General features: G+C 54.5%; 21 protein-coding genes and 2 pseudogenes. 17 read left to right on the top strand and 6 right to left on the bottom strand.

Annotation, left to right across the window (positions count from 1 at the left end; all coding sequences use genetic code 11):
* Positions 1-39 precede the first annotated feature (39 nt).
* Positions 40-1,665, top strand: a complete 1,626-nt coding sequence (locus CWM57_RS02115; RefSeq protein WP_100675531.1) for an alpha-amylase family protein — start codon at positions 40-42, stop codon at positions 1,663-1,665.
* Here the strand turns inward: CWM57_RS02115 and CWM57_RS02120 are convergent.
* From CWM57_RS02120 to CWM57_RS02130, 3 genes are all read right to left on the bottom strand, one after another.
* Positions 1,662-2,657, bottom strand: a complete 996-nt coding sequence (locus CWM57_RS02120; RefSeq protein WP_100675532.1) for an SDR family oxidoreductase — start codon at positions 2,655-2,657, stop codon at positions 1,662-1,664. The genes CWM57_RS02115 and CWM57_RS02120 overlap by 4 nt on opposite strands.
* Positions 2,658-2,971: 314 nt before the next feature.
* Complete coding sequence (locus CWM57_RS02125; RefSeq protein ID WP_061154478.1) at positions 2,972-3,418, bottom strand: DUF421 domain-containing protein; 447 nt, start codon at positions 3,416-3,418, stop codon at positions 2,972-2,974.
* Positions 3,419-3,426: 8 nt separating this feature from the next.
* Positions 3,427-3,930, bottom strand: coding sequence for a hypothetical protein (locus CWM57_RS02130; RefSeq protein ID WP_074385751.1), 504 nt, complete (start codon positions 3,928-3,930; stop codon positions 3,427-3,429).
* Between the two features lie 145 nt (positions 3,931-4,075).
* Between CWM57_RS02130 and CWM57_RS02135 the strand changes: the two genes are divergently transcribed.
* The 4 genes from CWM57_RS02135 (at position 4,076) to CWM57_RS02145 (ending at position 6,157) form a co-directional block, all read left to right on the top strand.
* Entirely contained in the window at positions 4,076-4,480 is a 405-nt protein-coding gene (locus tag CWM57_RS02135; protein WP_074385752.1) for a YdeI family stress tolerance OB fold protein, read from the top strand.
* 24 nt (positions 4,481-4,504) lie between these two features.
* Positions 4,505-4,639, top strand: a complete 135-nt coding sequence (locus CWM57_RS27355) for a hypothetical protein (protein WP_074385753.1) — start codon at positions 4,505-4,507, stop codon at positions 4,637-4,639.
* A 113-nt stretch (positions 4,640-4,752) separates the two neighbouring features.
* Positions 4,753-5,184 carry an OsmC family protein gene (locus CWM57_RS02140; protein WP_008804765.1) on the top strand — a complete coding sequence of 144 codons (432 nt, stop codon included), beginning with the start codon at positions 4,753-4,755 and terminating at the stop codon, positions 5,182-5,184.
* Between the two features lie 103 nt (positions 5,185-5,287).
* Complete coding sequence (locus CWM57_RS02145; protein ID WP_074385754.1) at positions 5,288-6,157, top strand: oxygenase MpaB family protein; 870 nt, start codon at positions 5,288-5,290, stop codon at positions 6,155-6,157.
* A 3-nt stretch (positions 6,158-6,160) separates the two neighbouring features.
* Here the strand turns inward: CWM57_RS02145 and CWM57_RS02150 are convergent, their stop codons facing one another.
* Positions 6,161-6,847 (bottom strand): ABC transporter substrate-binding protein, encoded by a 687-nt coding sequence (locus tag CWM57_RS02150; RefSeq protein ID WP_100675533.1) that lies wholly within the window; start codon positions 6,845-6,847, stop codon positions 6,161-6,163.
* Positions 6,848-7,067: 220 nt separating this feature from the next.
* Here CWM57_RS02150 and CWM57_RS02160 point away from each other — a divergent pair.
* From CWM57_RS02160 to CWM57_RS02210, 11 genes and pseudogenes are all read left to right on the top strand, one after another.
* Positions 7,068-7,989, top strand: a pseudogene (locus tag CWM57_RS02160) (cation diffusion facilitator family transporter); the annotation flags it as partial.
* A gap of 264 nt (positions 7,990-8,253) precedes the next feature.
* Positions 8,254-9,171, top strand: coding sequence for a bestrophin family protein (locus CWM57_RS02165; protein WP_049163577.1), 918 nt, complete (start codon positions 8,254-8,256; stop codon positions 9,169-9,171).
* A gap of 321 nt (positions 9,172-9,492) precedes the next feature.
* Positions 9,493-11,793, top strand: a complete 2,301-nt coding sequence (locus tag CWM57_RS02170) for an FdhF/YdeP family oxidoreductase (RefSeq protein WP_100675535.1) — start codon at positions 9,493-9,495, stop codon at positions 11,791-11,793.
* A 145-nt stretch (positions 11,794-11,938) separates the two neighbouring features.
* Positions 11,939-12,820: a LysR family transcriptional regulator gene (locus CWM57_RS02175; protein WP_100675536.1), complete on the top strand. Its 882-nt coding sequence runs from the start codon at positions 11,939-11,941 to the stop codon at positions 12,818-12,820.
* Between the two features lie 403 nt (positions 12,821-13,223).
* Positions 13,224-14,459 carry a PTS sugar transporter subunit IIC gene (locus CWM57_RS02180; protein ID WP_165784148.1) on the top strand — a complete coding sequence of 412 codons (1,236 nt, stop codon included), beginning with the start codon at positions 13,224-13,226 and terminating at the stop codon, positions 14,457-14,459.
* A 50-nt stretch (positions 14,460-14,509) separates the two neighbouring features.
* The gene (locus tag CWM57_RS02185) at positions 14,510-17,122 is read left to right on the top strand and encodes a family 78 glycoside hydrolase catalytic domain (protein WP_100675538.1); all 2,613 of its coding nucleotides are present in this window, start codon (positions 14,510-14,512) and stop codon (positions 17,120-17,122) included.
* A gap of 42 nt (positions 17,123-17,164) precedes the next feature.
* Positions 17,165-18,109, top strand: a complete 945-nt coding sequence (locus CWM57_RS02190; protein ID WP_004180047.1) for an AraC family transcriptional regulator — start codon at positions 17,165-17,167, stop codon at positions 18,107-18,109.
* Positions 18,110-18,295: 186 nt separating this feature from the next.
* Positions 18,296-19,579 (top strand): carbohydrate porin, encoded by a 1,284-nt coding sequence (locus CWM57_RS02195; protein ID WP_070611552.1) that lies wholly within the window; start codon positions 18,296-18,298, stop codon positions 19,577-19,579.
* A 32-nt stretch (positions 19,580-19,611) separates the two neighbouring features.
* A pseudogene (locus tag CWM57_RS02200) lies at positions 19,612-20,567 on the top strand (alpha/beta hydrolase fold domain-containing protein).
* Positions 20,568-20,602: 35 nt separating this feature from the next.
* Positions 20,603-20,926, top strand: a complete 324-nt coding sequence (locus CWM57_RS02205; RefSeq protein ID WP_025711521.1) for a PTS sugar transporter subunit IIB — start codon at positions 20,603-20,605, stop codon at positions 20,924-20,926.
* 9 nt (positions 20,927-20,935) lie between these two features.
* Positions 20,936-21,250, top strand: a complete 315-nt coding sequence (locus tag CWM57_RS02210; RefSeq protein WP_004180041.1) for a PTS lactose/cellobiose transporter subunit IIA — start codon at positions 20,936-20,938, stop codon at positions 21,248-21,250.
* Positions 21,251-21,290: 40 nt separating this feature from the next.
* On the opposite strand, the gene CWM57_RS02215 is transcribed toward CWM57_RS02210, so the two are convergent.
* Positions 21,291-22,697: an MFS transporter gene (locus tag CWM57_RS02215; protein WP_100675540.1), complete on the bottom strand. Its 1,407-nt coding sequence runs from the start codon at positions 22,695-22,697 to the stop codon at positions 21,291-21,293.
* 262 nt (positions 22,698-22,959) lie between these two features.
* Here CWM57_RS02215 and zapE point away from each other — a divergent pair, with 262 nt between their 5' ends.
* Positions 22,960-24,021, top strand: a complete 1,062-nt coding sequence (zapE, locus tag CWM57_RS02220) for a cell division protein ZapE (RefSeq protein WP_100675541.1) — start codon at positions 22,960-22,962, stop codon at positions 24,019-24,021.
* A gap of 34 nt (positions 24,022-24,055) precedes the next feature.
* Here the strand turns inward: zapE and katG are convergent, their stop codons facing one another.
* Positions 24,056-26,233: a catalase/peroxidase HPI gene (gene katG, locus CWM57_RS02225; protein ID WP_100675542.1), complete on the bottom strand. Its 2,178-nt coding sequence runs from the start codon at positions 26,231-26,233 to the stop codon at positions 24,056-24,058.
* Positions 26,234-26,246 lie beyond the last annotated feature (13 nt).

The following is a 26,246-nucleotide window of genomic DNA, read 5'->3' on the forward strand; positions in this document are numbered from 1 at the left end:
ACGGGCCACCCGTCAGGGTGAATAAGCAAGGTGATAGTGATGCAACGGGAACAGTGGTTTCACAGAGCGGTCATTTATCAGGTTGATAGTTCACTGTTTTATGACGCTAACGGTGACGGCTACGGCGATCTCGCCGGTATTCGCCAAAAGCTACATTACATTCGCAGCCTCGGGGCGACGGTGCTCTGGCTGACGCCGTTCTATCTCACCCCTCTGCAGGATGATGGCTATGATATCAGCGATCATCTGCAGCCTGACCCGCGATTTGGCACCATTGCCGACGTCATTGAGCTGATTGCCCGCGCCCGGGAGCTGGGACTGCGGGTCATCGTCGAGCTGGTGATCCAGCATACCTCCGCGCAGCACCCGTGGTTTCAGGCGGCCAGGCACGATCCCCGGTCGCCGTGGCGGCCATACTATCTTTGGGCCGACAGGCCGCCGGAGAAGGACGATCCCCCCATGTTTCCCGGCGTCGAGGAGAGCGTCTGGCGCTGGGACGAACAGGCCGGGCAATACTATCGCCACATGTTTTATCGTCATGAGCCGGATCTGAATCTTGCTCATCCGCCGGTGATCGCTGAAATCGAAAACATCATCACCTTCTGGCTGCAGGCGGGAGTGTCAGGTTTTCGCCTCGATGCCGCGTCGCATCTGGTGAAACAGGCCGGGAAGGGTGACGAGGCGCGCGGCTACCCGCTCCTGACCCATCTCCGGCAGGTCGTTCAGCGCCTCAATCCCGATGCGATACTGCTGGGCGAAGTAGACGTTGCGGTAGAAGATTACCGCCATTATTTTGGCCACGGCGATCGGCTGCAGATGGTGCTCAATTTCTGGCTTAACAAATACCTCTACCTCAGTCTGGCGCAGCAGCGCGCCGCCCCGGTGGTGAAGGCTCTGCAGGCGATGGTGACCCCGCCGGACGGGTGCTGCTTCGTCAACTGGCTGCGTAACCATGATGAACTGGATCTCGAGGGGATTGGCGAACGCAATAAGCGCCAGGTTATCCGCACCTTTGCCCCTGATAAATCCATGTCCGTTTACCAGCGTGGCGTACGCCGGCGACTGGCGCCGATGCTGGATGGCGATACCCGGCGCATGGCGCTGGCCCATGCGATCCTGCTGGCGCTGCCCGGCGTGCCGGTGATGCGCTATGGCGACGAGATTGGCATGGGAGACGATCTGCGTTTACCGGAGCGCTATGCGGTCAGAACGCCGATGCAGTGGTCGGCGGCGCCCAATGGCGGCTTCTCCCGGGCGGCGCGGGACGATCTGCCGGTAAAACCGATAGCCAGCGGGCGGTGGCGCTACCAGCGGATCAATGTCGAAACGGCGCTACGCCACCCCCGATCGCTGCTGAACCGGGTGCGCAACATGGTGCTGGCGCGGGCGGAATATACCGAGCCGGGCTCCATTCCTTTCGCCATCCTCGCGGTGAAACCTGCTGCGGTGCTGGGCTTGTGCTATCGCAGCGAATCGCGGGAAGTGCTGATGCTGGCGAACTGCAGCCAGAAGACGGTAGAGGTGCAACTCCCGCCGCTGGCCAGGGGCTACTGGAGCCCGATACTGGAAGATAAATACTATCGGGACAGGTTGACCGGCGGGGATGACGCGCGGCTGTCGCTTTCCGGGTATGGGTACCGCTGGTTCAGCCGGAGCCTGGATTAGCGCCGTTTCCCGGAACGACGGAACAACGCCCGCAGGGCCATCGTCGCCACCGCTACTCCGACGCCGGCAGCCACTTTTCCCGGGAGATCGGCGCTGATCGTCACCGCTTTACGCCGCGCGCCATCGTTAAAGGGGCCGTGTCCGGGGTGATTGCCGCGCACCGGCGTGAACAGGTCGTCCTGATGCTCTGCCGGTTTCGGCTGGCCGGTAAACTGTCCCTCCCACGCCTTTTTCACCATCAGCCGATCGAGCAGGCGAGGGAAGAAGACCTGGCCGAGGATCGACTGGATGGTGCTTTTCCCGACCCACAGCTCGTTGACCGGACGCTGGATAACGCTGTAGATAGCCTCGGCGGCGACTTCCGGCTGATAGACCGGCGGCACCGGCTGCATGGCCTGATCCATTTTATTCCGCGCCCAGCCAAACTGGGCGGTGTTCATCCCCGGCAGCTGGACCATGGTCAACTGGATGTGGCTTTGCTCGTGCATCAGTTCGGTACGCACGGCATCGGTAAAGCCGCGGATCGCCGCCTTGGCTCCGCAGTAGGCCGATTGCAGGGGAATCGACCGCCAGGCCAGCGCCGAGCCGGCCTGAATAATCACTCCCCGATCCCGAGGCGTCATCACCTCCAGCGCCGCGCGGGTGCCATTGACATAGCCGAGATAGGTGACCTCCGTCACCCGGCGAAATTCCTCCTCGCTCATCTGACGAAAGGGGGCCAGGACGGTGGTCATGGCGTTGTTGATCCAAACGTCTATCGCGCCGAGTGTGGCTTCCACCTCGGCGGCAGCGCGCTGCAGCGCCCCGGCATCGGCGACGTCGGCGCTAATGGCCAGCGTTTTAATGCCAAACCGTTCGCAGGCCAGCTGTGCTTCCTGCAGACCCGTCTCATCTCGGGCGATCAGCGCCACGTGATATCCTGCGCGGGCGAAACGCAGCGCGGTGGCTTTACCCGCCCCCGCGGTTCCGCCGGTAATTACCATCACAGACATAGTGACCTCATTCTTTTTGGCTAGCGCAATATTAACTGCACGGATCGGTTAATTATTCCTCACAAATGACAATGACGAGGTGGGAAATATCCTGGAATAACCGCAGTGTGAATCAGGCGACATATCCGGGTGACGCTGGCTGGATCGTGCCTGCATCGGCGAGGACGTTCTATAATCTGTTAGAACCCTGACAACCCGCGAGGAGGAAAAATGGTGACATTAAATATGCTTAGCGTTGAAAAAGAAGAGGATGACGCCACCCGCGCCCCGGAATCGGGTGATAAACAACCGGAGCGCGATAAATAAAATTGAGACTATTCCTTTTCAGGAATAATGGATATCTGGCCGTTACGCTCGAGGATAGCGAATTTGATCGCTTTGAGCTCATAAATCCCATGGTGCTGCCTGGCTGCCAGCAGGATATCATCGACAGAGATATTGACGAGATTTATCTTTTCGTCGATGACAGCACCATTTTCCACCACAATAACCGGGCTACCATCAATGAAATTTTCCGCCTGCGAGAAGCGTTTCTTAATATAGCCGAATAAAATATCAACACCCACCAGAGTGACGATGGTGAGCATCGAACCGGTGACTGAATAGTCTGTGCTGAGCATCGCCTGTTGGGTGGCTTCGCTAATTATCAGCAGCAATATTAGATCAAAGTTGGTTAACTGCATCAGCGTTCTTCTTCCAGCAATCTTAAAAATAATCAACAGGATAAAATAGATTGCTGCGGCTCTGAGGACCATTTCCATAGCCACTCCTAGGGATAGACAAACTGGTTCCAGGTGACAGGCGCGCGATCGTTCACTGCCGCCTGCAGGGAAATATTGCCGGCTGTTTTTGGGGTAATGGATAACCACACCGACATCGGCAAGCGGTTGGCCGTTTGCTGATACACGAGGTATAATTTCCCCTCGGCGCTGTACATTTTATCCGGCTGTGGGCGGATATCACCGACCTGGTAGCGCGATAAAAACGGGGCGGTGAAGCTGATAATGTTTTCATTCCCCCCATCGGGTTTAATCTGGATATTCACTTCGGTTTCACTCATCAGTCTGGCATAGCGTTGATAATCGACGCTTAATTCACCTGCGTCACTTTCCCGGTGCGCTTCACTGAAATAACCGGAGGACCACAGACCGCTTAGTGCGGTAAGAATGATGAGACTCAGAACAATTATCCCATAGCGCCGGAATCGATATTCGAAGCGTAGTGCTCGTTCATTTTCGTCAACGATGGGACAATCCTGTTGATTCTTAATCATTATTATTTCCCCCGCGTTTCGTTTCGGCAACAGCGTAACGATAAGGACATTCTTATATTAGTCGATATCAGAACAATTGACTTTGTAAAAGTGGATAGCCTCAGCCAGGCTTTATTCTAATCACTTATAAAATGACGGAGGGATGATGAAAAAATTAGCGCTCGCTATGGCCTGTGTACTCGCCGTGGGTATTGCACAGGCGGAGGATAAGGGCGGTTTTAGTCAGGATGCCGCACCGCCGCCGCCGCACAAACTGGATGACGGCTATCGCGGCGTCGAGGATGGCCGGATCATGACCGTTGAGCAGGCGAAAACCATGCACGATGGCGCGACTATTTCACTGCGCGGTAATTTGCTCACCCGAGGGGAAAATGACCGTTATCAGTTTCGCGATAAAAGCGGCACCATCACCGCCATCATTCCGGCCGCCGCTTTTAACGAACAGCACGTAGAGCCTGACGATCTGGTCAGCATCAACGGCAGCCTCGATCGCAAAATGACGCCGCCGGTGGTGCGTGTCGATCGTCTGCTCAAGCAGTCGCCTAAGTAACCTACGCAAGCGGAGAATACCGATATGAGTAAACAAGGCGAGCAGGGCGGAAAGCATCCTGCGCGAGAAGCGCCTGCTGAGCATGGCGAAGTGCCGCGTAAACGGGACGACAGCAAGGACGACAAAACCGATCCTTATCATCCACACGATGGCCGTTAGCGAGGCTGACCACGAGATCCTTAAGGGCACAGTGATGCCCAGGCCGCAGAAAAGGCGCAGGTTCGGCATCACGCACTATACTTTTTGTTCGACATCATCACAGGAGGAGTCACATGGCGATTCATAAGAAAGGGCTGGCGCACTGGGAAGGCGATCTGAAACATGGCAAAGGCACCGTGTCGACAGAGAGCGGGGCGCTGAGCCAGCAGCCCTACGGCTTTAACACCCGTTTTGAAGGGGTGAAAGGCACTAACCCTGAGGAGCTGATTGGCGCCGCGCATGCCGCCTGTTTCTCAATGGCTCTGTCGCTGATGCTCAGCGAAGAGGGCTATACCGCAACGTCAATCGACACGACGGCGGTGGTCACCCTCAATAAAACCGACGGCGGCTTTGCGATAACCGACATCGCGCTGCAAAGTCAGATTGTTCTGCCGGACGTTGCGCCGGCGGCGTTCGATGAGATCATTCAGAAAGCGAAGGCCGGTTGCCCGGTATCGCAGGTGCTGAAAGCCAATATCACTCTCGACTACCAGCTGAATCCGTAAGCTGTCGTGCCCGCGCGCAGCGGGCACCCTCTCCGCGATATCTCTCCCTGCCTGCCCAATAGTGGTATCTTTTGTCCTTTAGTTGAACGTAAGGGACACCATCATGATCGGCATTCGCGGGATGATCGAGGCGCAGGTGCTCGGCCTGACCGGCATGGCGCTAAAAGAGATCGATTTTGAACAGCCTAAAGGGGAGCCAGGGCTGTTTGGTCCGCAGTCGGCCATCTGGCAGGTACACGGCGATTTTACCTCGATGCTCTGCGGCGGCATCAGCGCGCTGCTGCTGCAGATGCTGCATCCCCTGGCGCTGGCCGGCGTCTGGGATCACTCCCGTTTCCGTGAGGACATCTTTGGCCGCCTGCGCCGTACCAGCCAGTTTATTTCCGCCACCACCTTTGCCACTACCCCCGACGCCGAGCGGCTCATCGCCAAAGTGCAGGGGATCCATCAGCGGATCGGCGGGGTGGATAAGGACGGAACGCCTTATCAGGCCAGCGACCCGGCACTGTTGACCTGGGTGCACGTCGCCGAGTGCAGTCGCTTTATGGCCTCCCACCTGCGCTACAAGCGGACGGTGGTCAGCGCCGAGCGCCAGGAGGACTATTTCCGCGAGTCGGCGGAAATCGCCCGCCGGCTGGGGGCCCAGGACATCCCTCAGACGCCGCAGGAAGTGGCGGACTATCTCGAGGCGATGCGTCCGCAGTTGCGCTGTGACGAACGTACCCGGGAGGTAGCCGAGGTGCTGCTCTCTACTCGTCTGCCGGGTAGGCTGAGCCAGCCGGTGGGTCAGGTCATGATGCGCGCCGGGATCGATCTGCTGCCGGAATGGGCGCAGGAGATGCTGGGGCTGCCGCTCACGCCGCTGCAGCGGCGCACGACGCGCCTGATGGTGCATGGCGTGGCCCGCGTGCTCCGTGCCTCGGTACGCAACGGCGCCTGGCATTGCGCCATGCGCCGGATGGAAGTGGAGTGAAGGTCACTCCGCCTTGCCCAGCTGTCGGGCAATCAGTGCCTCCAGGCTGCCATCCGCCCGCCACTCGCTGAGCGCGTCATTCACCGCGTTGAAGCCAGCGACATCCGCCCTGGCGACGCAGATGGCCTGCTGGATCTCGGTAAAATTATCCGCCAGTACCCGCACCCCAGCGTGCTGACGGGCTGCCGCCTCCAGCGGCTGTCGGATACCGGCGACCATATCCCCTTCACCGGCGAGGAAGGCGTCAATGGCTTCCTGCGAGGAGGGAAGGCGATTCAGGCTGGCGTGCTGCAGATGACGGGTTAACCACAGATCGTAAGCGGCGTTTTGCCCGACGTTAATGGTGGTTGCCGGGCGATCCATGTCAGCCACGCTCTGGCAGGGCGAATCGGCTCTCACCAGCGCGGTCCCCTGGATGGTGATGTAGGGAGGCGTAAAACGCAGGGTCGCTTCCCGGGCCGGGTCAATGGCCAGAAACGCGATGTCCCAGTGATCACCGCCAGCGTCAGCCACCACTTTTCCGGCGGCAGGATAGGGGACGAACTCGGCGGCGACGCCCCAGCGCGTCGCCAGCCGATGGCTAAGCTCGACGGTGAGGCCTGCGGGCTCCCCCGTCTCCCCGAGATGGGCCAGGACCGCGTTGCCCAGGTTAATGGCAAAACGCAGCCGGGATGAGGTGATCTCTGACATCGCTGACTCCTGTGGTGGTGAAGAGAAAGTGGCCCGACCTGCCGGGCCAGTCATAAGATAGCCCATCCGCGCGCGGTTGTACCTGTCCTGCCACCCTTTCAGAATATATTAATAATCGACAGCGCCGATATCGTTAAACGGAAAGGCAATGGCTTTTATATTGTTAAGCATAAACTCAGCTTGTCAGTTTATTCTTCCCGCTCACAAAGGGAGAGAAATAATGACACAACATAATTTTGAAAATGATAATAAATATCATGAGCGTTCGATGCAGGCGCGAAAGAGTACCCTTATTAGCGTGGTGGTCAATATTTTCCTTTCCGTGTTTCAGGTTGTGGTGGGAATATTCTCTGGCTCACAGGGGTTGATTGCTGATGGGATGCACTCTTTTTCCGATCTGGTCGCCGATGGGGTGGTGCTGGTGGCGAATAAAAAGAGCCGTCGCCCCTCGGACCACGATCACCACTATGGACACTGGCGCTACGAGAATGGCGCCTCGCTGATCCTCGGCGCGATCCTGGTGCTGGTCGGGGTCGGCATGCTGTGGTCCGCGACAGGTCACCTGGCGCAGCCGCAGACGATTCCGGCGGTGCACAGCGTGGCGCTGTGGATGGCGCTGGTGGCGCTGGCCGCCAAGGAGGGTCTGTTTCGCTATATGCTGGCGGCTGCCACGCGGCTGAATTCGTCGCTGCTCATCGCCAACGCCTGGCATGCCCGCTCCGACGCCGCGTCATCTCTGGTGGTGGCGCTGGGGATTATCGGTAATCTGGCTGGGTTCGCCTGGTTCGATCCGCTTGCCGCGCTGGCGGTGGGACTGCTGATCACCCGCATGGGCTATCGTTTCGCCGCCACGGCGCTGCACGATTTAATGGACCGCGCCGTCGATAAAGAGACGCAGCGGGCGATCGCCGGCACGCTGCAGTCCACGCCGGGCGTGGCGGGTCTGCACGATTTGAAAACCCGTAAGGCGGGGGATCTGGTGCTGGTGGATGTCCATCTCGAGGTGGCGGGAGAGATGTCGGTAGCCGAGGGACACCAGATCGCCCGTCAGGCGCGGGAGCGGGTCCTGGCGCAGCATCCGGTGCTCAATGTGATGGTGCATCTCGATCCCAGCGCGCTATGCGGGGCTGACGAAAGCGGCCTGGCGCCCCCGGTGTCCTGAAGCGACAATTTTATTGGCTCAGCGGCTATTTTTTCCCTGAGCCTTAATTGCTGGCGTAACGCGCCCGCGCATCGATTGCCTGAAATATAAAAAAGGCCCATACTAAAAACGCCATTACCATCGCTAAATAATGGCGAAGATCTGCCCATCGCAGTTAACGATAAAATAAACCAATCGGTTCATAGATAATCTCTATTCTTTATTCAGAGATAATGACCAGAGCGGTAATTCAGGAAGTCAGACAATGATCATTCGGCCAGAACAACACTGGTTTCTTCGCTTATTTGACTGGCACGGCTCCGTGCTGTCGAAAATCATCTTTCGTCTGCTGCTTAATGTGCTGATGTCCATCATCGCCATTATCAGCTATCAATGGTACGAGCAGCTGGGGATCCACTTAACGGTGGCGCCGTTCAGCCTGCTGGGGATTGCGATTGCGATTTTCCTCGGCTTTCGCAACAGCGCCAGCTACAGCCGGTTCGTCGAAGCGCGCAATCTGTGGGGGACGGTGCTTATCGCCGAACGCACGCTGGTACGCCAGTTGCGTAATATCCTGCCGGCCGAACACGATGCCCATCGCCGCATCGTCAGCTATCTGGTGGCCTTTAGCTGGAGCCTGAAGCACCAGCTGCGCAAAACCGATCCGACGGCTGACCTGCGGCGGTTGCTGCCGGAGGACAAGGTGGCGGAGATCCTCGCCAGCTCAATGCCCACCAACCGGATCCTGCTGCTGGTCGGCAACGAAATTGGCCAGCTGCGGGAGGCGGGCAAGCTCAGCGACATCACCTACGGGCTGATGGACAACAAACTCGATGAGCTGGCGCACGTGCTGGGCGGTTGTGAAAGGCTGGCCACCACCCCGGTGCCATTCGCCTATACCCTGATCCTGCAGCGCACCGTGTACCTGTTCTGCACGCTGCTGCCGTTCGCCCTGGTCGGCGATCTGCACTACATGACGCCGTTTGTCTCGGTGTTTATCTCCTACACCTTTTTGTCATGGGATTCGCTGGCGGAGGAACTGGAAGATCCTTTCGGTACCGCTGCCAATGACCTGCCGCTGAACGCGATGTGCAACACCATCGAGCGCAATCTGCTCGACATGACCGGTCAACATCCGTTGCCGGAGACGCTGCGTCCGGACCGTTACTTCAATCTGACCTGAACCAGACCCACCGGGCGGTTTCCGCTGCCCGGTCATCGCTTTCCCGTGGGCCTTTTATCCGTCACCGCACAGCGACGAAAAGCGCGAAAATTTGCAAATAAGTTAAATTTAACACCTGATAGATAACATCAATTATACAGGTTTGTGGTGTATGTTATTATTCAGTTAACAAACGCAGTACCTACGCTTTCCCATCGTACTATCCTTGAGAAACCGCATCCTAATCAGGTGACGCCGCGCATATCACGCCACGTCGCCCGGGGCCGTCGTACGCCTTTTTTCGGGCTGCGGCGGCCAGAACAGAGCAGCAGGAGTTAAAAGATGACCAACAAAAGACGCGCGGTGCCCGGTGTTCACCCCTATGATGGCCCGGCAGGCGGGTGGGGCGCGCTGAAGGCCACGGCCATCGCTGTGCGCACCCAGATGGATGCCTTCGAGGCGCCCGCCACGCTGCTGCGAACTAACCAGCCGGATGGGTTTGACTGCCCGGGCTGCGCCTGGCCGGATAAAGAGCATAAATCCACTTTTCAGTTTTGCGAAAATGGCGCCAAAGCCGTGACCTGGGAAGCGACCACCAAACGGGTGACGCCCGCGTTCCTCGCGGCCAACACCGTGACCTCCCTGCTGGCGAAGAGCGATTTCGAACTGGAGGGCTACGGCCGCTTAACCCATCCTTTAGTCTACGACCGCGCCAGCGATACCCTGCGTCCGGTGGCGTGGGAGCAGGCCTTCGCCCGCATCGGCGAGATCCTTCGCGGCCTGCAGCCTGATGAGGTCGAGTTCTATACCTCTGGCCGGGCGTCCAATGAGGCGGCGTGGCTGTTCCAGCTGTATGCCCGCGAGTATGGCACCAACAACTTCCCCGACTGTTCCAACATGTGCCACGAATCCACCAGCGTGGGCCTGCCGCAGTCGATCGGTATTGGCAAAGGCACCGTCTCCCTCGACGATTTTGACCAGACCGAACTGGTGATTTCCATCGGCCATAATCCGGGCACCAACCACCCGCGGATGATGGGCACCCTGCATGAGCTTTCCCGCCGCGGCGTGCCGATTATCGTTTTTAACCCGCTGCGTGAGCGGGCGCTGGAGCGTTTTGCCGACCCGCAGAACGTGATGGAGATGGCGACCCGGCGCTCGACGCCGATCGCCTCGACCTACTACCAGGTGCGGGCCGGCGGCGACGCGGCGGCGCTGAAAGGGATCGCCAAAGCGCTGCTGCAGCTGGAGGAGGAGCAGGGCAATGTGCTCGACCACGCGTTTATTGCCCAGCATACCCAGGGATTCTCCGCCTTCGCCGAGGATCTGCACGCCACCCGCTGGCAGGATATCGAACAGGAGTCCGGCCTGACGCGTGGATCCCTGACCCAGGTCGCCGTGGCTTACGCCAAATCCAGGGCCACCATCGTCACCTACGGCATGGGTATCACCCAGCATAACAAAGGCACCTCCAACGTCCGTCTGATTGCCGACCTGCTGCTGATGCGCGGCAACATCGGCAAGCCGGGAGCGGGGATCTGTCCGCTGCGCGGCCACTCAAACGTGCAGGGAAACCGCACCGTTGGGATCAGTGAAAAACCCTCCGCGGCCTTCCTCGACAGCCTGCAACGGGTAATGGGGATTACGCCGCCGCGGCATCATGGCCACGATGCGGTAAAGGCCCTGGAGGCCATGATCGCCGGTGACGCCAAAGCGCTGATCTGCCTCGGGGGCAACTTTGCCGTGGCGATGCCGGATCACGAACGCGCCTTCCCGGCGATGCGCGGCCTTGAGCTTAGCGTTCACGTCGGCACCAAGCTCAACCGCTCGCACCTGCTGACGGCGAAAGAGACCTTTATTCTGCCGTGTCTGGGCCGCACCGAGCTTGACCTGCAGGCCAGCGGCCGGCAGTCGATCACCGTCGAGGATTCGATGTCGATGGTGCACGCGTCGTCGGGCAAGCTTAAGCCCGCCTCGCCGACGCTGCGCTCGGAGCCGGCGATTGTCGCCGGTCTGGCGAAGGCCACTCTGCCGGCCAGCAAAGTGGACTGGCTGTATCTGGTGGAAGATTACGACCGCATTCGCGATCGGATCGAACAGACCATTCCGGGGTTCGAGGAGTATAACCAGCGTATTCGCCATCCCGGGGGCTTTCGCATGCCGCTACCGCCGACCGAGCGCATCTGGCCAACGGCCACCGGTAAAGCCATGTTCTCGGTCTTCAAAGGGGTGCATGAGAACGTGGTGGTGGAGGGCGAGGACGTGATGCGCCTGGTGACGCTGCGCAGTCACGATCAGTACAACACCACCATCTACGCGATGGATGACCGCTACCGCGGCGTTTTTGGCCGCCGCGATGTGCTGTTTATGAATGAACAGGACATGGCTGCCCAGGGGCTGGAACATGGCGATCGGGTAGATATTCATACCGCGCTGCCAGACAGCGAGCTGACGCTGGAAGATATCACGGTAGTAGCCTACGGCATCGCGCCCGGCACCGTCGGGGCCTATTATCCGGAAGCCAACGTGCTGGTGCCGCTGAACTATCTGGATGAAGAGAGCGGCACCCCTTCGTATAAGTCGGTTCCCGTTCGCCTGACGCTGCGCTCGAAAGAGATCCGCCCGCTGGCCGGCGTGCGCTAAAAGGTAGTGTGCAGGGCGGCATCTCGCCGTCCTGCGCCCCCGCGCCTTGTATATCCTCGCTTGAATTTATCGCTAGTGAAACTAACATTCTGGTAACCTGTGCGCGGCCCCGGGGGTGAACGGCGGGGTTCAAACGGGAAAGAGAATGGATATTAAGCAACTCAAGTATTTGATCGCGCTCGATCAGACGCGCCATTTTGGCCAGGCGGCGGCGGCCTGCCATATTACTCAGCCGACCCTCTCCATGCGCATTCGTAATCTGGAGGAGGAGCTGAACCTGACGCTCATTCAGCGCGGCCAGCGCTTTGAGGGTTTTACCCCTGAAGGTGAGCGGATCCTGGCCTGGGCGCGGGCGGTGCTGGCCGCCCATGATGGTTTGGCGGCTGAGGCGGCGATCTGCCGCGGGCAGATGGTCGGTCAGCTGCGGGTCGGTATGGTGCCGCTGGCGAGCCTCAATCCGATGCAGTTGATTAAACCCCTGGCGGAGAAATACCCGGCGCTGCAGTTCAGCCTGTTGTCGATGACCTCGGAGCAGATTATCGATGGCGTCAGCCGTAACCAGTTGGATCTGGGCATTTGCTATCTGCAGCATCTGGACCAGCGCCTGTTTAAGGTCGCCCGGTTGCCGCAAACCCGGATGGGGCTCCTGCATGATAAACGCCATTTCGACTTCAGCGGTGGGACGCCGGGGTGGGAGGCGCTGTCGACGTTGCCCCTCGGCTTTCTGACCAAGGGGATGCACTACCGTGAATCCATAGAAATCAGCTTTAAGGCCAAAGGGTTAACGCCGAAATATGTCTTTGAAAGCGATTCGACGTTTCAGATAATCCAGGCGGTGCAGGCGGGGATCTGCTGCGCCATCATGCCGCTTAACAACGGCCTCGAAGCGCTCAGCGACAATCTTGACATTCTGCCGATTGCCGAAAGCCAGGTCGATTCACAGCTGGCGCTGATTATGCGCCAGCAAGAGCCGGTCTCGACCCTGGCGGAAAAATGCTTCGCCGAGGCGCAGGGGATTTTTGGCTGAGGCCGGGCCGCCGACCTGGCGGCTTGTCACTAAAATGTCTAAACGACCCTCTGATGGGAGAGTGCCAATATAGCCCCGGTTGTGCAGGACCGTTGGTAAAAGTGGTATTGCGGTGCCGCTTAATGCTGTCCAGAAGATACAAGCTTTAATGACAATTTTTTATCCCTCCTGCAGTACACATCACAAATATTAACTACGGCAACAGCCGTCATTTAAGTTAACAACAACCGATATGTATTACTCCATAATGATATATTAGGCTGACTTCCTGGTTAGATTATGATGCATTAATGTCATGCCGGCATATGAATTGTTAAATGAATATGTCTGAAAACTAATAACATCACGGACTGTTTACATGTCATCTCATACCAACATTGTACAAGAAAAGGCTTTGCAACTGATGCAAAGCATTGGTCAAAATACCTATCTTAAGTCAATTATGAGCGGTATGATGCTCATATTGCCAGTAACAATTATGAGTTCTTTGGCGACTTTGGTTAAAGTGTTTCCATTCGCGCCATACCAGGATTTTTTGTTACGACACAACTTAACTCGCTTCTTTGATATCCCGATTACCTTCACGAATAATTTTTTAGCCGTGATTGTCGCTTTCTCCGTTGCCTATACGCTAGCGAAAAATTTCGATGTTGATGGCTTCATGTCAGGCCTGATCTCAATGATCTCTTTCTTTATTTTAACGCCGTATGATCTCGGTGAGATAGGGCCATTAGGGCAATCATTTTCAATTCCTGGCCAATGGCTGGGGCCCATGGGGCTATTTACCGCCATTCTGGTGACGATAATTTCAACACGAATATTCGTGGCGATAACCCGTAAGGGGTTGATTATCAAAATGCCAGAAAACGTTCCGGAATTTATCTCCAAATCGTTCTCTTCATTGATTCCAGGAATCGCCATCCTGACGCTGTTTACAATTATCTCCGCAGTCATTACCAGTGTCGGTTATGGTAGCATTCACGAAATTATTTATAAATTAATCCAGGTTCCGCTAACATCACTTGGATCCGGAATCTGGTCACTCATCTTTGTTGCTGTTATTGCGCAATTGCTATGGTTTTTTGGGCTGCATGGCCACGCTATCACCCTTGGTATCGTAGCGCCGATCTGGTTTGCCATGGATGCCCAGCAGCTTGCTGCGTATGCTGCAGGCGTCGACTTACCCAACATCACAGGCTTTGCTTTCTTTATGACTTATGGCGCTGCTGGAGATTTATTGCCGCTGGCTATAATGCTCGCTTTTTTCGCGAAGAGCGCACGCTATAAAACGCTCGGTAAGATCGCCTTGCCGCCAGCTATCTTCACCATTGGCGAACCGATGGCTTATGGCGTGCCGCTGGTAATGAATTTTACTCTGGCGATTCCTTATATTTTTATCAATGGCATCATGCTCGGCATTGCATGGTATCTAACGGTCATTGGCGTATTGCCTCGCGTCGCTGGGGTGAGTACCCCGGCCGGCATGCCGATCATTATTTCTGGTTTCATGCAGGGGAGCTGGAAAATTGCCGCTTTCCAATTTATAGGACTTTTTGCGCGATTTGCAGGATGGTATTTCTTCTTCAAGACTGCCGATCTTGTCGCTTGCCGGGAAGAAAATCAGACGGATACCATTTGAATGCTCCATAAAAATATGCCAGCAACGCCAATTTAGCCATGGTGGGAAAGATGTTAAGTATCAATTACCAAACGGAAAACATTATTGTCGATCATCTGCCAATTATGGTGTGCTGGTCTACCAATTATCCTCAAAAGTCATTTTCGATAAAAGTGTATAAAGATGCCGAATTGGTATCTCTTATCACAAGAGAGGGTAATAATACAATTATCACTCTCGATGGAATATCGTTACAAAGCTTTACTTCTTATACCATAGAAGTCCTTACCCACGGTGACAATGGTGAGAGCAACGTTTTTAGAAACAGTTTTACAACCAGTAACCTTGGCCATTTTTCTGGCCGCTGGGTGAGCGGTGGGCATCACTTCACTAATGATATTCATTACTATCGCGGTAAACGTAATGTGGTGATGAGAAAAACAATTTATCTCGACGAAGACCTCCTTGATGCCTATATCAGCATTGTTGGTCTTGGTTTTTATAAATTGTATATCAACGGTAAAGAGGTCACACGCGGTGAGCTCAATACTGACTGGACAAATTATGCTAAAATTATTTATTATGATACTTACAGTATAAAGCCGTTTATTAATCAGCCGAAAAATGAAGTCATTGTTGAGCTAGCCGATGGCTGGTTTAATCCAGCGCCGCTTAAATTATTTGGTAAATATAACCTGAGAGAGACCTTAACCATCGGTGAACCACAGGTCATCGCTGACATTTATATGAAGTTTGTAGATCGCGAAATAATCATCGGTAGTGATGCCGACTGGCAATATTGCGAAGGCGCTTATACCTTCAATAATATCTATTTGGGCGAGCGCCTGGATATGAAACTGTTTCGCGGAGACAACACCACCGATTTGCTGATACCTGACTGGAAAAATGTGGTGCTGAGCAACGGGCCTGAAGGCCGTCTGGTCTCGAGTTTTATTCCGAAAATTAACCATACGTTGTCTCTCGGGGCAGTGCATATCCACGTCGTAGACGAAGAGACATTCATTATTGATTTCGGTGCCATCGTCACCGGATTTATCGATTTATCCATTACCGCGTCTGAGAATCAACGTGTGGAACTGCTCTATAGCGAAGACGTTGATGAAAACTACGAACTAAACACTGACTCCACCCTTGCGGGATTTGTCGGCAAACAGGTTACTGAAGGTGTGATTATTGACGGCGGAATTGGAGCACCGGCGAGGGCGGAGCAGAAGGATGCCTTTGAATGCCGCAGTGGGAAGAATCATTTTATCAATGCCTTTACCTGTCATTCGTTTCGCTATGTGCAGTTAAGCGGTATTAATATTGAACAATTAAACAATGTTCAGGCACTTTCGGTAAATACTGTACTAAGGGAAAACGGGGGCTTTTACTGCTCAGATCCTTACATAAATAAGCTCTTTGAGGTTGCTAAAAGAACCAAATTGAATAATATTCATTCGGTCTTCGGGGATTGTGCCCGCGAACGTTTCGCCTATGGCGGAGACATTGTCGCGTTGGCCCGGTCGCAAGTGTATCAGTTTGACTCTGCCGCTATTTATAAGAAAACTATCTTTGATTTTATCAATGATATTCGTCCCTGTGGTGGTGTGACCGAAACTGCGCCATTTATGGGAATTAAAACTAATGGCGTTGGCGGGGAAACGGGACCCCTGGGCTGGCAACTGGTATTACCTTATTTGATAGCCATTCACTATCGACATTATGGCAATATCAATCTGCTGGCCGAAAGCTTGCCATTTCTTGAGAAGCAAATCCTCTCCCTGGAAATGCGCGACTTTGATGACCTGGTAACCTGCTGCCTGGGTGACTGGGGAAGCCGCGATCATGATATGCGTAATTACAAAAATGGCTCGCCAGCTCTCCATTTCACCAGTGCTTGTTTCTATTATTACCATTTGTTAATTACCGCAAAAATATGTGATGATCTTGGCTTAAAAGAAAAATGGCTAAAATATATTAGTAAGGCCAATAAAATTAGAGAGAAAATTTTATCACTCTATAAGAATACGGATGGCAGCTTCGCCGATCGCAGTCAGACCAGCTTTGTTTTTGCAATCTACTTCGATTTGTGTGATGATATCGAGAGTTCATTGAACGCATTGATAGATCTCATCAAAAAAGAGCAAAATGTTATCACCTGTGGGATTTTTGGCCAAAGTTTTGCCTATGAAATATTCCATCGCTATGGTCATAATGAATTAATCCTTGAATGGTTAAGAGTCGAAGCCGGATTCAAGAAAATGCTTAAAAATGATGCCAGCACATTGAAGGAATTTTTCGGTGATAACCTGAATGGTTCAAATAATCACGCGATGTTCAGTTCTTATACCAGCTGGCTGTTTCAGGCTTTGGGCGGCATTACCGTCGCTGAGGAGGCGGTTGGTGCTGATGTTATTTTAATCAGTCCATCCTTTACTGAGACGATTAACTTTGTGGATTGCTGGCATCAAACCATCAGAGGGCGTATTGAGTGTCGCTGGCGGCGCTATAAAAAAGGCATTGAATTAGTCATCAAAGTGCCATTTAACCTCAAAAAATGCACCCTTAAATTACCAAAAGTGTATCAACTTAATAAACAATTACCTGCGCCGATAGACTGTGATACCTATCATCAGTTTTATGACATTACCGATGCAGGTGAGATAAAAGTACTATTGTAATGATAGTGCATACCCAAACGTTCGCTCCAGTTAGGTACTTTTATGTTACACCATGATATTCATGAAAAGCTACTGGCTTATACCGATAGAGAACTCGAACTGCTTCGCGCTAACTATCAACTGTGTCATAAATTCAAAAGCCATATGGAGCGAAGGTTTTTCAAAGACAACTACATTCATATTGAAAAGCAGACCCGATTTACTAAAATTCCGTTGCATTCTCATGGCTTTATCGAGCTTATTTATATATATCAGGGTAAAATGCATCAGAAGATTAATGAAGAAAGTCTCACTCTGGGTAAGGGTGAGATCCTGCTTATCAACCAGTTTGCCAGACACGAAATTGAAGCCGCAGGGCAGAATGATATTATCATCAATTTTATTATTAAGACCGAATTTTTCGGTCGGCTCATGTCCCTTTTTGACGAAAATAACATCATTTCCCGTTTTATCCTTTCAGCAATTAATGGCAGAAAAAAACATGGAGAGCATATTCACTTTAAAGTGGGGGAAATCGACGCAATTCAAAACATTATGCATGTCATCATCAGCGAGATCTACAGTAATAACCACTTAAAAGAGATACGCGTCAATTTCCTGGTGGGCCTGTTGATGACCGAACTGCTCTCGAATGTGCAAGCCAGCGATTACCATATCAACGGCAGTTACAATGAATCACTTGCCATGGCTGTGTTGAGATATATTGATACAGATTATAAAACTGCCAGCCTGAAAGAGATCTCCTGTCGTTTAAATCAGCCGAATTATAAAGTGAGTAAACTGATAAAAGACTTCACCGGTAAGAACTTTAGCGATTTGTTGGTTGAAAAACGCCTGGATGTGTTGATCCATCTCCTTAAGCATACTAATCACTCTATTATTGATGTTATTAATATGACGGGTTATGAAAATGCCTCGCATTGTTATAAAGTATTTAAAGAGAAATATAATATGAGTATTAAGGAGTATCGTGATCTGAACTCCTGAATAGTAAATTGGCTCACAGCGTTCATGCTATTGCATGTTTTTGTAATAAGTAAAATCGGCAACAGCCGATATATAAAAAGGCAAGCTGGGTTATAACACGAGTGGCATTCTTTAAATAAAATCAGATAAGCAATAAAAATAATAATTTTATTTATTTTATATCTCTTACCCGATGGAGTCTGAAGAATGAACCCCAGAATTATTATTCCAGGTGTTATCTCATGTTTTCTGCCTGCGACCTTATGCCATGCGGCCAATCTAAGCGACGACGGCAGCTTCCAGTTAAATGGATATGGCATGGTGGCTGGAGATTTTCAGAGCGAACTAAACCGTCCCAAAAACATGTCATTGCATACCGACCCCACCGGACCTAATCAGGATCCTCGTGGCAAAATGGGCGATTTAGGAAACAGTTTCTGGCACGATTACTGGACATCGCTGGCTATCACTAAAAAATGGCAGGGTCTGGCTTCTCCTGAGCAATGGGCTGATTACACCTATGAAATGGTGGGTTACGGCGATAAAACGGTAGAAACGGCACAGAATTATGGGCGCTTTGGTGGACTCTCTTTTCTTCCCGAGGGCGCAAACATTTGGGCTGGGCGTCGTTACCTCGATCAACGTATTAATATCTTTGCTTACAATACCAAAGAAGTGCATATTGATTCCGGCCTCGGTTATAACAGTAAGAATTTTGATTTGAACGTTGGTACCGACCAGATCGACTGGTCCAGCGATACCGCGCCGCAGGCGATAGAAGGCTCGCGGCGCATCGTTGATATGGCTTATCGTATCGATCAGACAGAACTGGGTATGACCTATGTTAAAGAAATTGATGACCCATTGGGCACTGGCAAGCAGAAAGCAATTAGTTTTTCCGCGAAATACAGCATGCCGTCTTTTTGGGGAGTGGCAAAGGGACAATCGACAGTCAAATTACAGTATGGTAAAGGGGTTATTGCTCCTTATCTGAACACCAGTCGTATTACCGTCCTTAGCGAAGAGGGCGATTCTTCAATGCGTTTTTCCACCGATGGAAATTTGACGTTGTTTGATGATTTTGCCGTCTCGCCGGCTTTCATCTATGAATATACCAAGCGTGAAAAAACTGCTGACCGAACCACCTTTATACCTGATACAGGTTATTCAGGGGGGGACATGACCTATGGTTCCGCAAATGAAACCGGGATCTTTACCGGCGTAAACGTTAAACAAAATATTCATCACCAAAATCTCTCCATGTTGTATGAAGTCATGGTGAATAACACTATCAATAAAAATGGCGTCGAAGGTGCCAGCGGCGTCGGCTACAAAATTGCCGCCGGCCCGGCCCTGCAGCTGGATGTTTTACCGTATGTCGCGCCGATTCTCAGTTTGACGGTTACCTACGCAGGCGGGGACAAAGAGGTCACGTTATTGCCGGAAGACTCGGAGTGGCGAGTCGGGTATCGAATGGAAGTCTGGTTCTGAATCATTACTACATCACTACAGGATATTACCCTATGAACAAACACGTCGCTGCTATGCTGACGATGCTTATTATTCCGTCTGCTTTTGCGCAAACACCTTTAACAGACAGCAAAACTATCGTTATTAAACCCAGCGCTCTGGCCGTCGAGATGGTGCCTGATATTGCCTATTCATTTACGCAAAATATCATGGGACGACCGCTCCAGTTAACGATGGATTTGCTCAAGCCTTATGCTGATAAACCGTTACCCGCAGTAGTATTTATTACCGGCGGCGGCTTTCTCGATGCGCCCAAATCAAAATTTATCGGTCAGCGGGTCGATATTGCCCGGGCCGGTTATGTCGTCGCCAGCATTACCTATCGGGTCGTACCAAATGTGACTTTCCCGGGCATGGTTGAAGATGCGAAAACGGCGGTCAGATTTTTACGCGCCAATGCTGAAAAATTAGGCATCGATCCCAACCATATCGCTGTGATGGGCGAGTCGGCGGGTGGGTATTTAGCCGCCATGGTGGGTACCACCAGCGGCCATAAGGAATTCGACCAGGGAGAGTATTCAAGTCAAAGCAGCGATGTGCAGGCGGTGGTTGATCTCTATGGCCTGTCCGATCTGACGAAAGTCGGCGCTGACTTTTCTGCGGACATTCAAAAAGCGCATCAGTCACCGGCCATACCAGAGGCGATGCTGGTTAATGGTATTCCCTGGCAAGGCGGTGGCGCGATCTCCGCCTATCCCGAAAAGGCGAAACGAGCTAATCCCATCACCTGGATTTCGAATAAAACGCCGCCTTTTCTGCTCATGAACGGCGATGCCGACAATGTGGTTTCACCCAGCCAGTCAACGCTTTTACACGAGGCACTGGTAGCGAAAAAAATACCGTCCACCCATTACGTGGTGAAAGGGGCGGATCACGCAGGTTTGATGTGGTATCAGCCTGATGTATCAAAAATTATTATTAATTTTTTAGACCAAAATCTCAAAGATAAGCATCAATAATACGTTACAGGAACAGGTAAATAAGATGAAAAAAATATTTTTGTGCTGCGCTGCCGGCATGTCAACGAGCATGGTGATGAATAAAATGAAGCAAGCGGCCGCAGCGAAAGGCATTGCTGTCGATATTATTGCTGTTTCAATGGATGATTTTGACCGCACGTTACCAAATTACGATTGCTGTCTTTTAGGGCCGCAGATTAAATATAAATTCGAAGAATTTAACAAAAAGGCCGCTGCGGTGGGTAAGAGAGTCGCCGTTATCGATAGCATGGATTACGGCATGATGCGTGGCGATAAAATTCTTGATGCGGCGCTGGCGCTGCTGGATGAATGTTCACTCAACAAGTAGGGCACCCGTATGGATATGGAAGCAACCGTCATGGAACTCATCATTAACGCCGGTGAGTCCCGCAGTCTGGCGATGCAGGCGCTGCAAGCCGCCAGAAAAGGAGTGTGGCAGGATGTTGATAGGCTGATGCAGGACGCCGCAGATGCCGCAAAACGCGCGCATGATGTACAAACCATGCTTATCGGTATGGATGAGGGCTGTGGCAAAGTACCGGTTAATCTTATTCTGGTACATGCCCAGGATCATATAATGACCTCTATGCTCGCGCGGGAGTTGATCGCGGAGCTTATTGAGGTTCAGCGCCAGCTGCAACATCGCAACTGATAAAATATGTCGCCGCCTGCAGCTCCGGCGGCGACAGCCGTCAAATATTCTCCAGACGAATACCCCGCGTTTTGGGGCCGAAGATCCCTACCGACAGCATCACCATCAGCATACTGACGACGATAAAGCTAATCACCCCCGGCGTGCCGGCGTATTGCAGAATAATGCCGATCAGGATGCTGGTCACCGCGGTGGAGAGTCGGCTGAACGAGTAGCAGAAGCCGACGGCGCGGGCGCGAATATGGGTCGGGAAGATCTCGGCCTGATAGGCGTGGTAGCTGATGGTCAGCCAGGCGTTGGACCAGGTGATCATAAACCCGCAGATCACCAGCAGGATCGGGCTGTTTTGCAGGGCGAACAGGGTCCCGAAGATGACGGTCATCAGCGCGGAGAGGACAATCTGCCACTTGTTCTCAAAACGATGCACGAAGCGGGTGCAGAACAGGCAGCCCAGCGGATAGGCGAGGGTGATAAAGAAGGCGTACAGCAGACTGTGGGTGATGCTGGCTCCCTGACCGGAGAGCAGCGCCGGCAGCCAGTTGCCGAAGCCGAAGAAGCCGATCGCCTGGAAGAAGTTCATCACCATCAGCATCAGGGTGCGCTGCCGATACTGCGGCGCCCAGATCTCGCGGAAGGTGCCGCGTTTGACGACGCTCTGTGCCGCATGCGCATGCTTCGGCGACGGCGTCAGACCACAGCGGGCTTCCATCTCACTCATCACCGCATGCGCGTCATCATGCCGCCCTTTGCTTTCCAGCCAGCGCGCTGACTCCGGCAGCTTTTTGCGGATAAACCAGATCGCCAGCGAGAACAGCGCGCCAAAGATGATCACCCAGCGCCAGCCGCTGAGGCCGAAGAGGGTGGTCGGAACCAGCATCCAGGACATCAGCGCCACCGCCGGAACCGACAGGAACTGGATGAAGAAAGCGAAAGCAAAAGCTTTATTGCGCAGATGGGTTGGCATCCATTCGCTGAGGTAGGTGTCAATGGTCACCAGCTCAATGCCAAGGCCGATCCCCACCAGAAAGCGGAAAAAGATCACCCCTTCCGCGCTGCTCTGCGTCGCCATCAGCAGCGAAAAGAGGCCGTACCAGGCGAGCGCCACCATAAACGTCAGACGGCGCCCCAGCCTGTCCGCCAGCGGCGCCAACAGACTGGCGCCAATAAACAGCCCCATAAAGGTGGCGGAAGCAAAGGCCGCCTGATCGGCAATCCCGAATATCCCCGCCTGCCCGGTGTGGAAAATCCCGTCGGCCAGCAGCCCTGCGCTGATATACCCGGTCTGGAAAAGGTCGTAGAGCTCGAAGAAGCCACCGAGGGAGAGCAGGGTGATAAACGACCATAACCCGACGGAGGCGGGCAGCGCATCAATGCGCCCGGTTAAGCTGGCGTGCGGTTGTCCTGGCGAGGCATAAGGCGCGCCGCCGAGAACCTGGGTGGTAGACATGGTGTTGTATTCCTCAGGATGAATGGTTTGCCTGCTAATGTTAATTGATTGTTAATAGTTTTAAATTTTTAATCCTACGCGTTAGCCGCAATCTTTAGCGCAAGATCGCGCGGTATAACGTGAAAAATGCGATTCATGCTGGTTTTCGCCGCATGCCAGGCGAAGAATTGAAGTAAATCACCGCGGACGGTATTTCCCGTTGTGCGATTCGCCAACCCGCGGGAAAGCGGCTAGAATGGCCTCCTCGCAGGAGGTTAAAAGAATGTTAAACAATGGACGTATGGCGTCGAATTCTGAGCAGACAGAGACGACGGCTGAGTTTCGCTTTACCCGTGTGATGGCCGAGCAGGCGGCGCGGGCGCGTCTGACGCTCGATGACGATCAGCTGTCGCTGATCGCTCGCCTGGATGCTCTGGGCCAGCAGCTGTTGTCCGCGGCGGGTACGCCGCAGGGGTTGTATGTCTGGGGACGGACCGGGCGGGGGAAAAGTTTTATCCTCGACCACTTTTTTGCCAGCCTGCCGCTTGCCGCCCGGCGTCGGGTCCATTTTCATCACTTCTTCCGCGAGCTACATCAGCGGCTGAATGCCCCCGGGGCGCCCGATCTGCAGGCGGTGATGAGGCAGATGACCTCTGGCTGTCGCCTGCTGTGCTTCGACGAATTTCATCTTCACGACCCCGCCGACGCGATGCTGATCAAGGTCTTACTGGAGCATCTCTTTCAGCGCGGCATTGTGCTGTTGGCGACGTCAAACTATCCGCCGGAGATGCTGCTGCCCAATCCGCTGTATCACGATCGCTTTTTACCGTCGATCGCGCTGATCCGCGCCCACCTGGCGGTCGTCGCGCTGAACGGTGAGGAGGATTATCGCCAGCGTCATCTGAGCGTCGATAATGCCTTCTGCAGCGGGCGGATGTGGGTTAATCCGAATGCACAACAGCGTCAGCTGTACGATCTGCCGTCGCTGCCTGCCGAACCGGTTTCGCTGGCGGTAGGTTATCGCACCCTGCTGGCGGCCGCGGCGTCACCCACTCTGCTCCACTTCACCTTTGCCCAGCTCTGTCAGGCCGCCACGGCGGTGATGGACTACCTGGCACTCAGCGAAAGCTATACCGTCTGGTTACTGGACGAGGTGCCGCCGCTGGCTACGGTGGGGCCGGCGGCCCAGCAGCGCTTTATTAACGTGATTGATGTGCTGTATGAAAAGCAGATCCGCCTGCTGCTGGTGACCTGCTGCGATCTGGAGACGCTGGTGGCCGAGGTGGAGCTGGAGGATATTCAGCGTACGCGGAGTCGCCTGCAACAGTTGCCGCGGGCGGTGTGAGAAAAACGCCCCGGCGGCTGCCGGGGCGGGGGGATTACAGATCGAAACGGTCGAGGTTCATCACCTTGGTCCAGGCGGCGACGAAGTCATGGACGACCTTCTGCTGCCCGTCGGCGCAGGCATACACTTCCGCCAGCGCGCGCAGTACTGAGTTGGAGCCAAACACCAGATCCACGCGGGTGGCGCTGTACTTCGCTTCACCGGTTTTACGGTCGCTACCGGTAAACAGCTCCGCGTGGTCATCGGCCGCTTTCCAGACGGTGGCCATATCCAGCAGGTTGACGAAGAAGTCATTGCTGAGCACGCCGACGCGGTCGGTAAATACCCCGTGTTTGCTGCCGTCGTAGTTCGCGCCCAGTACACGCAAGCCACCGACCAGCACGGTCATTTCCGGGGCGGTTAGCGTCAACTGCTGGGCTTTATCGATCAGCAGGGTTTCTGTCGATACACCGCCTTCGATACGGCGATAGTTGCGGAAGCCATCCGCCAGCGGCTGCAGCAGGTCAAACGACTCGATGTCGGTTTGCTCAGGCAGGGCGTCGACACGGCCTGGGGTAAACGGCACGTTAACGCTAACGCCTGCCGCGGCAGCAGCTTGCTCAACGCCGACCACGCCAGCCAGCACGATGATATCGGCTAACGACGCTTTGCCGGAGGCGCGCTGAATCGCCTGCAGAGTCGGCAGCACCCGGCTGGCGATAGCATTGACCGGCCAGTCTTTCTGCGGGGCGAGGGCCAGTCGTGCACCGTTGGCGCCGCCGCGCTTATCGCCACCGCGGAAGGTGGAGGCGGACGCCCAGGCGACCGAGACCAGCTCACTGACCGACAGGCCGGCGCCGGCGATGGCGGTTTTCAGGCTGGCGATATCCTCAGCGCTCGGCTGGTGGGTCGCTGCCGGCAGTGGATCCTGCCAAATCAGATCTTCTTTCGGCACTTCCGGACCGAGGTAACGGGATTTTGGCCCCATATCACGGTGGGTCAGCTTGAACCACGCCCGGGCAAACGCCTCGTTAAAGGCCTGCGGATCGTTGAGGAAGCGGCGGGAGATCTTCTCAAACTCCGGGTCGAAGCGCAGGGTCAGGTCGGTGACCAGCATGGTCGGTTTGCGCTTTTTCCCCGGATTAAACGGATCCGGGATAATTTCCGGCGCGTCTTTGGCTTCGAACTGGATAGCGCCAGCCGGGCTGCGGGTTTGCACCCATTCGTATTTAAACAAGTTCTCGAAGAAGTAGTTGCTCCACTGGGTGGGCGTCTGCGTCCAGACCACTTCCAGACCGGAGGTGATGGCATCCGCACCTGCGCCGCTGCCGTAGCTGGAGTGCCAGCCCAGACCCTGCGCTTCCAGTGGGGCGGCTTCTGGCTCGGCGCCGACGTGGCTGGTTTCAGCTGCGCCGTGGGTTTTGCCCAGCGTATGGCCGCCGGCGATCAGGGCGACAATCTCTTCATCGTCCATCGCCATATTGCCGAAGGTGGCGCGAATGGCAGCCGCGGCGGACAGCGGCTCGCCGCTGGCGTTCGGTCCCTCCGGGTTAACGTAGATCAGCCCCATTTCGGTGGCGCCGATGGCCTGTTTCGCCAGGCTTTCCGGGTGACGGTGGGCCAGCCACTCTTTCTCATCGCCCCAGTCGACGTCCAGATCCGGTTCCCAGACATCTTCACGACCGGCGCCAAAGCCAAAGGTGCGGAAGCCGGCGTTTTCCAGAGCGACGTTACCCGCCAGCATGTAAAGATCGGCCCAGGAGATTTTCTGGCCATATTTCTGTTTTACCGGCCACAGCAGGCGACGGGCTTTATCGAGGCTGACGTTGTCAGGCCAGGAGTTCAGCGGTGCAAAGCGCTGCTGCCCACGGCCCGCGCCGCCGCGACCGTCAACGGTGCGGTAGGTGCCGGCGCCGTGCCAGGCCATGCGAATAAACAAGCCAATATAGCTACCCCAGTCTGCCGGCCACCACTCTTGTGAGTCGGTCAGCAACGCTCTGAGGTCAGCTTTCAGCGCGGAGTAGTCGAGCTTTTTAAACTCTTCCCTGTAGTTAAAATCCTCACCCAACGGGTTGGAACGACTGGAGTGCTGGTTCAGCAGATCGACACGCAGCTGGTTAGGCCACCAGTCGCGGTTGCCGGTGCCGCTGCCGGCGCTCTGTTTTGGCGTCTCGGCGTGGAAAGGGCACTTCCCGGCGGATGCGTTGTTGGATGGGTCGTTAGACGTGCTCATATCAGGCTCCGTT

The organism is Klebsiella sp. G-Nf4, from assembly GCF_002810615.1.
Classification (GTDB): domain Bacteria; phylum Pseudomonadota; class Gammaproteobacteria; order Enterobacterales; family Enterobacteriaceae; genus Klebsiella; species Klebsiella variicola.

Bases quoted from the DNA above. Each gene is read 5' to 3' on its own strand.
- CWM57_RS02115 (WP_100675531.1), top strand. From the start codon at position 40: ATGCAACGGGAACAGTGGTTTCACAGAGCGGTCATTTATCAGGTTGAT.
- CWM57_RS02120 (WP_100675532.1), bottom strand. From the start codon at position 2,657: ATGTCTGTGATGGTAATTACCGGCGGAACCGCGGGGGCGGGTAAAGCC.
- CWM57_RS02125 (WP_061154478.1), bottom strand. From the start codon at position 3,418: ATGGAAATGGTCCTCAGAGCCGCAGCAATCTATTTTATCCTGTTGATT.
- CWM57_RS02130 (WP_074385751.1), bottom strand. From the start codon at position 3,930: ATGATTAAGAATCAACAGGATTGTCCCATCGTTGACGAAAATGAACGA.
- CWM57_RS02135 (WP_074385752.1), top strand. From the start codon at position 4,076: ATGAAAAAATTAGCGCTCGCTATGGCCTGTGTACTCGCCGTGGGTATT.
- CWM57_RS27355 (WP_074385753.1), top strand. From the start codon at position 4,505: ATGAGTAAACAAGGCGAGCAGGGCGGAAAGCATCCTGCGCGAGAAGCG.
- CWM57_RS02140 (WP_008804765.1), top strand. From the start codon at position 4,753: ATGGCGATTCATAAGAAAGGGCTGGCGCACTGGGAAGGCGATCTGAAA.
- CWM57_RS02145 (WP_074385754.1), top strand. From the start codon at position 5,288: ATGATCGGCATTCGCGGGATGATCGAGGCGCAGGTGCTCGGCCTGACC.
- CWM57_RS02150 (WP_100675533.1), bottom strand. From the start codon at position 6,847: ATGTCAGAGATCACCTCATCCCGGCTGCGTTTTGCCATTAACCTGGGC.
- CWM57_RS02165 (WP_049163577.1), top strand. From the start codon at position 8,254: ATGATCATTCGGCCAGAACAACACTGGTTTCTTCGCTTATTTGACTGG.
- CWM57_RS02170 (WP_100675535.1), top strand. From the start codon at position 9,493: ATGACCAACAAAAGACGCGCGGTGCCCGGTGTTCACCCCTATGATGGC.
- CWM57_RS02175 (WP_100675536.1), top strand. From the start codon at position 11,939: ATGGATATTAAGCAACTCAAGTATTTGATCGCGCTCGATCAGACGCGC.
- CWM57_RS02180 (WP_165784148.1), top strand. From the start codon at position 13,224: ATGCAAAGCATTGGTCAAAATACCTATCTTAAGTCAATTATGAGCGGT.
- CWM57_RS02185 (WP_100675538.1), top strand. From the start codon at position 14,510: ATGTTAAGTATCAATTACCAAACGGAAAACATTATTGTCGATCATCTG.
- CWM57_RS02190 (WP_004180047.1), top strand. From the start codon at position 17,165: ATGTTACACCATGATATTCATGAAAAGCTACTGGCTTATACCGATAGA.
- CWM57_RS02195 (WP_070611552.1), top strand. From the start codon at position 18,296: ATGAACCCCAGAATTATTATTCCAGGTGTTATCTCATGTTTTCTGCCT.
- CWM57_RS02205 (WP_025711521.1), top strand. From the start codon at position 20,603: ATGAAAAAAATATTTTTGTGCTGCGCTGCCGGCATGTCAACGAGCATG.
- CWM57_RS02210 (WP_004180041.1), top strand. From the start codon at position 20,936: ATGGATATGGAAGCAACCGTCATGGAACTCATCATTAACGCCGGTGAG.
- CWM57_RS02215 (WP_100675540.1), bottom strand. From the start codon at position 22,697: ATGTCTACCACCCAGGTTCTCGGCGGCGCGCCTTATGCCTCGCCAGGA.
- zapE (WP_100675541.1), top strand. From the start codon at position 22,960: ATGTTAAACAATGGACGTATGGCGTCGAATTCTGAGCAGACAGAGACG.
- katG (WP_100675542.1), bottom strand. From the start codon at position 26,233: ATGAGCACGTCTAACGACCCATCCAACAACGCATCCGCCGGGAAGTGC.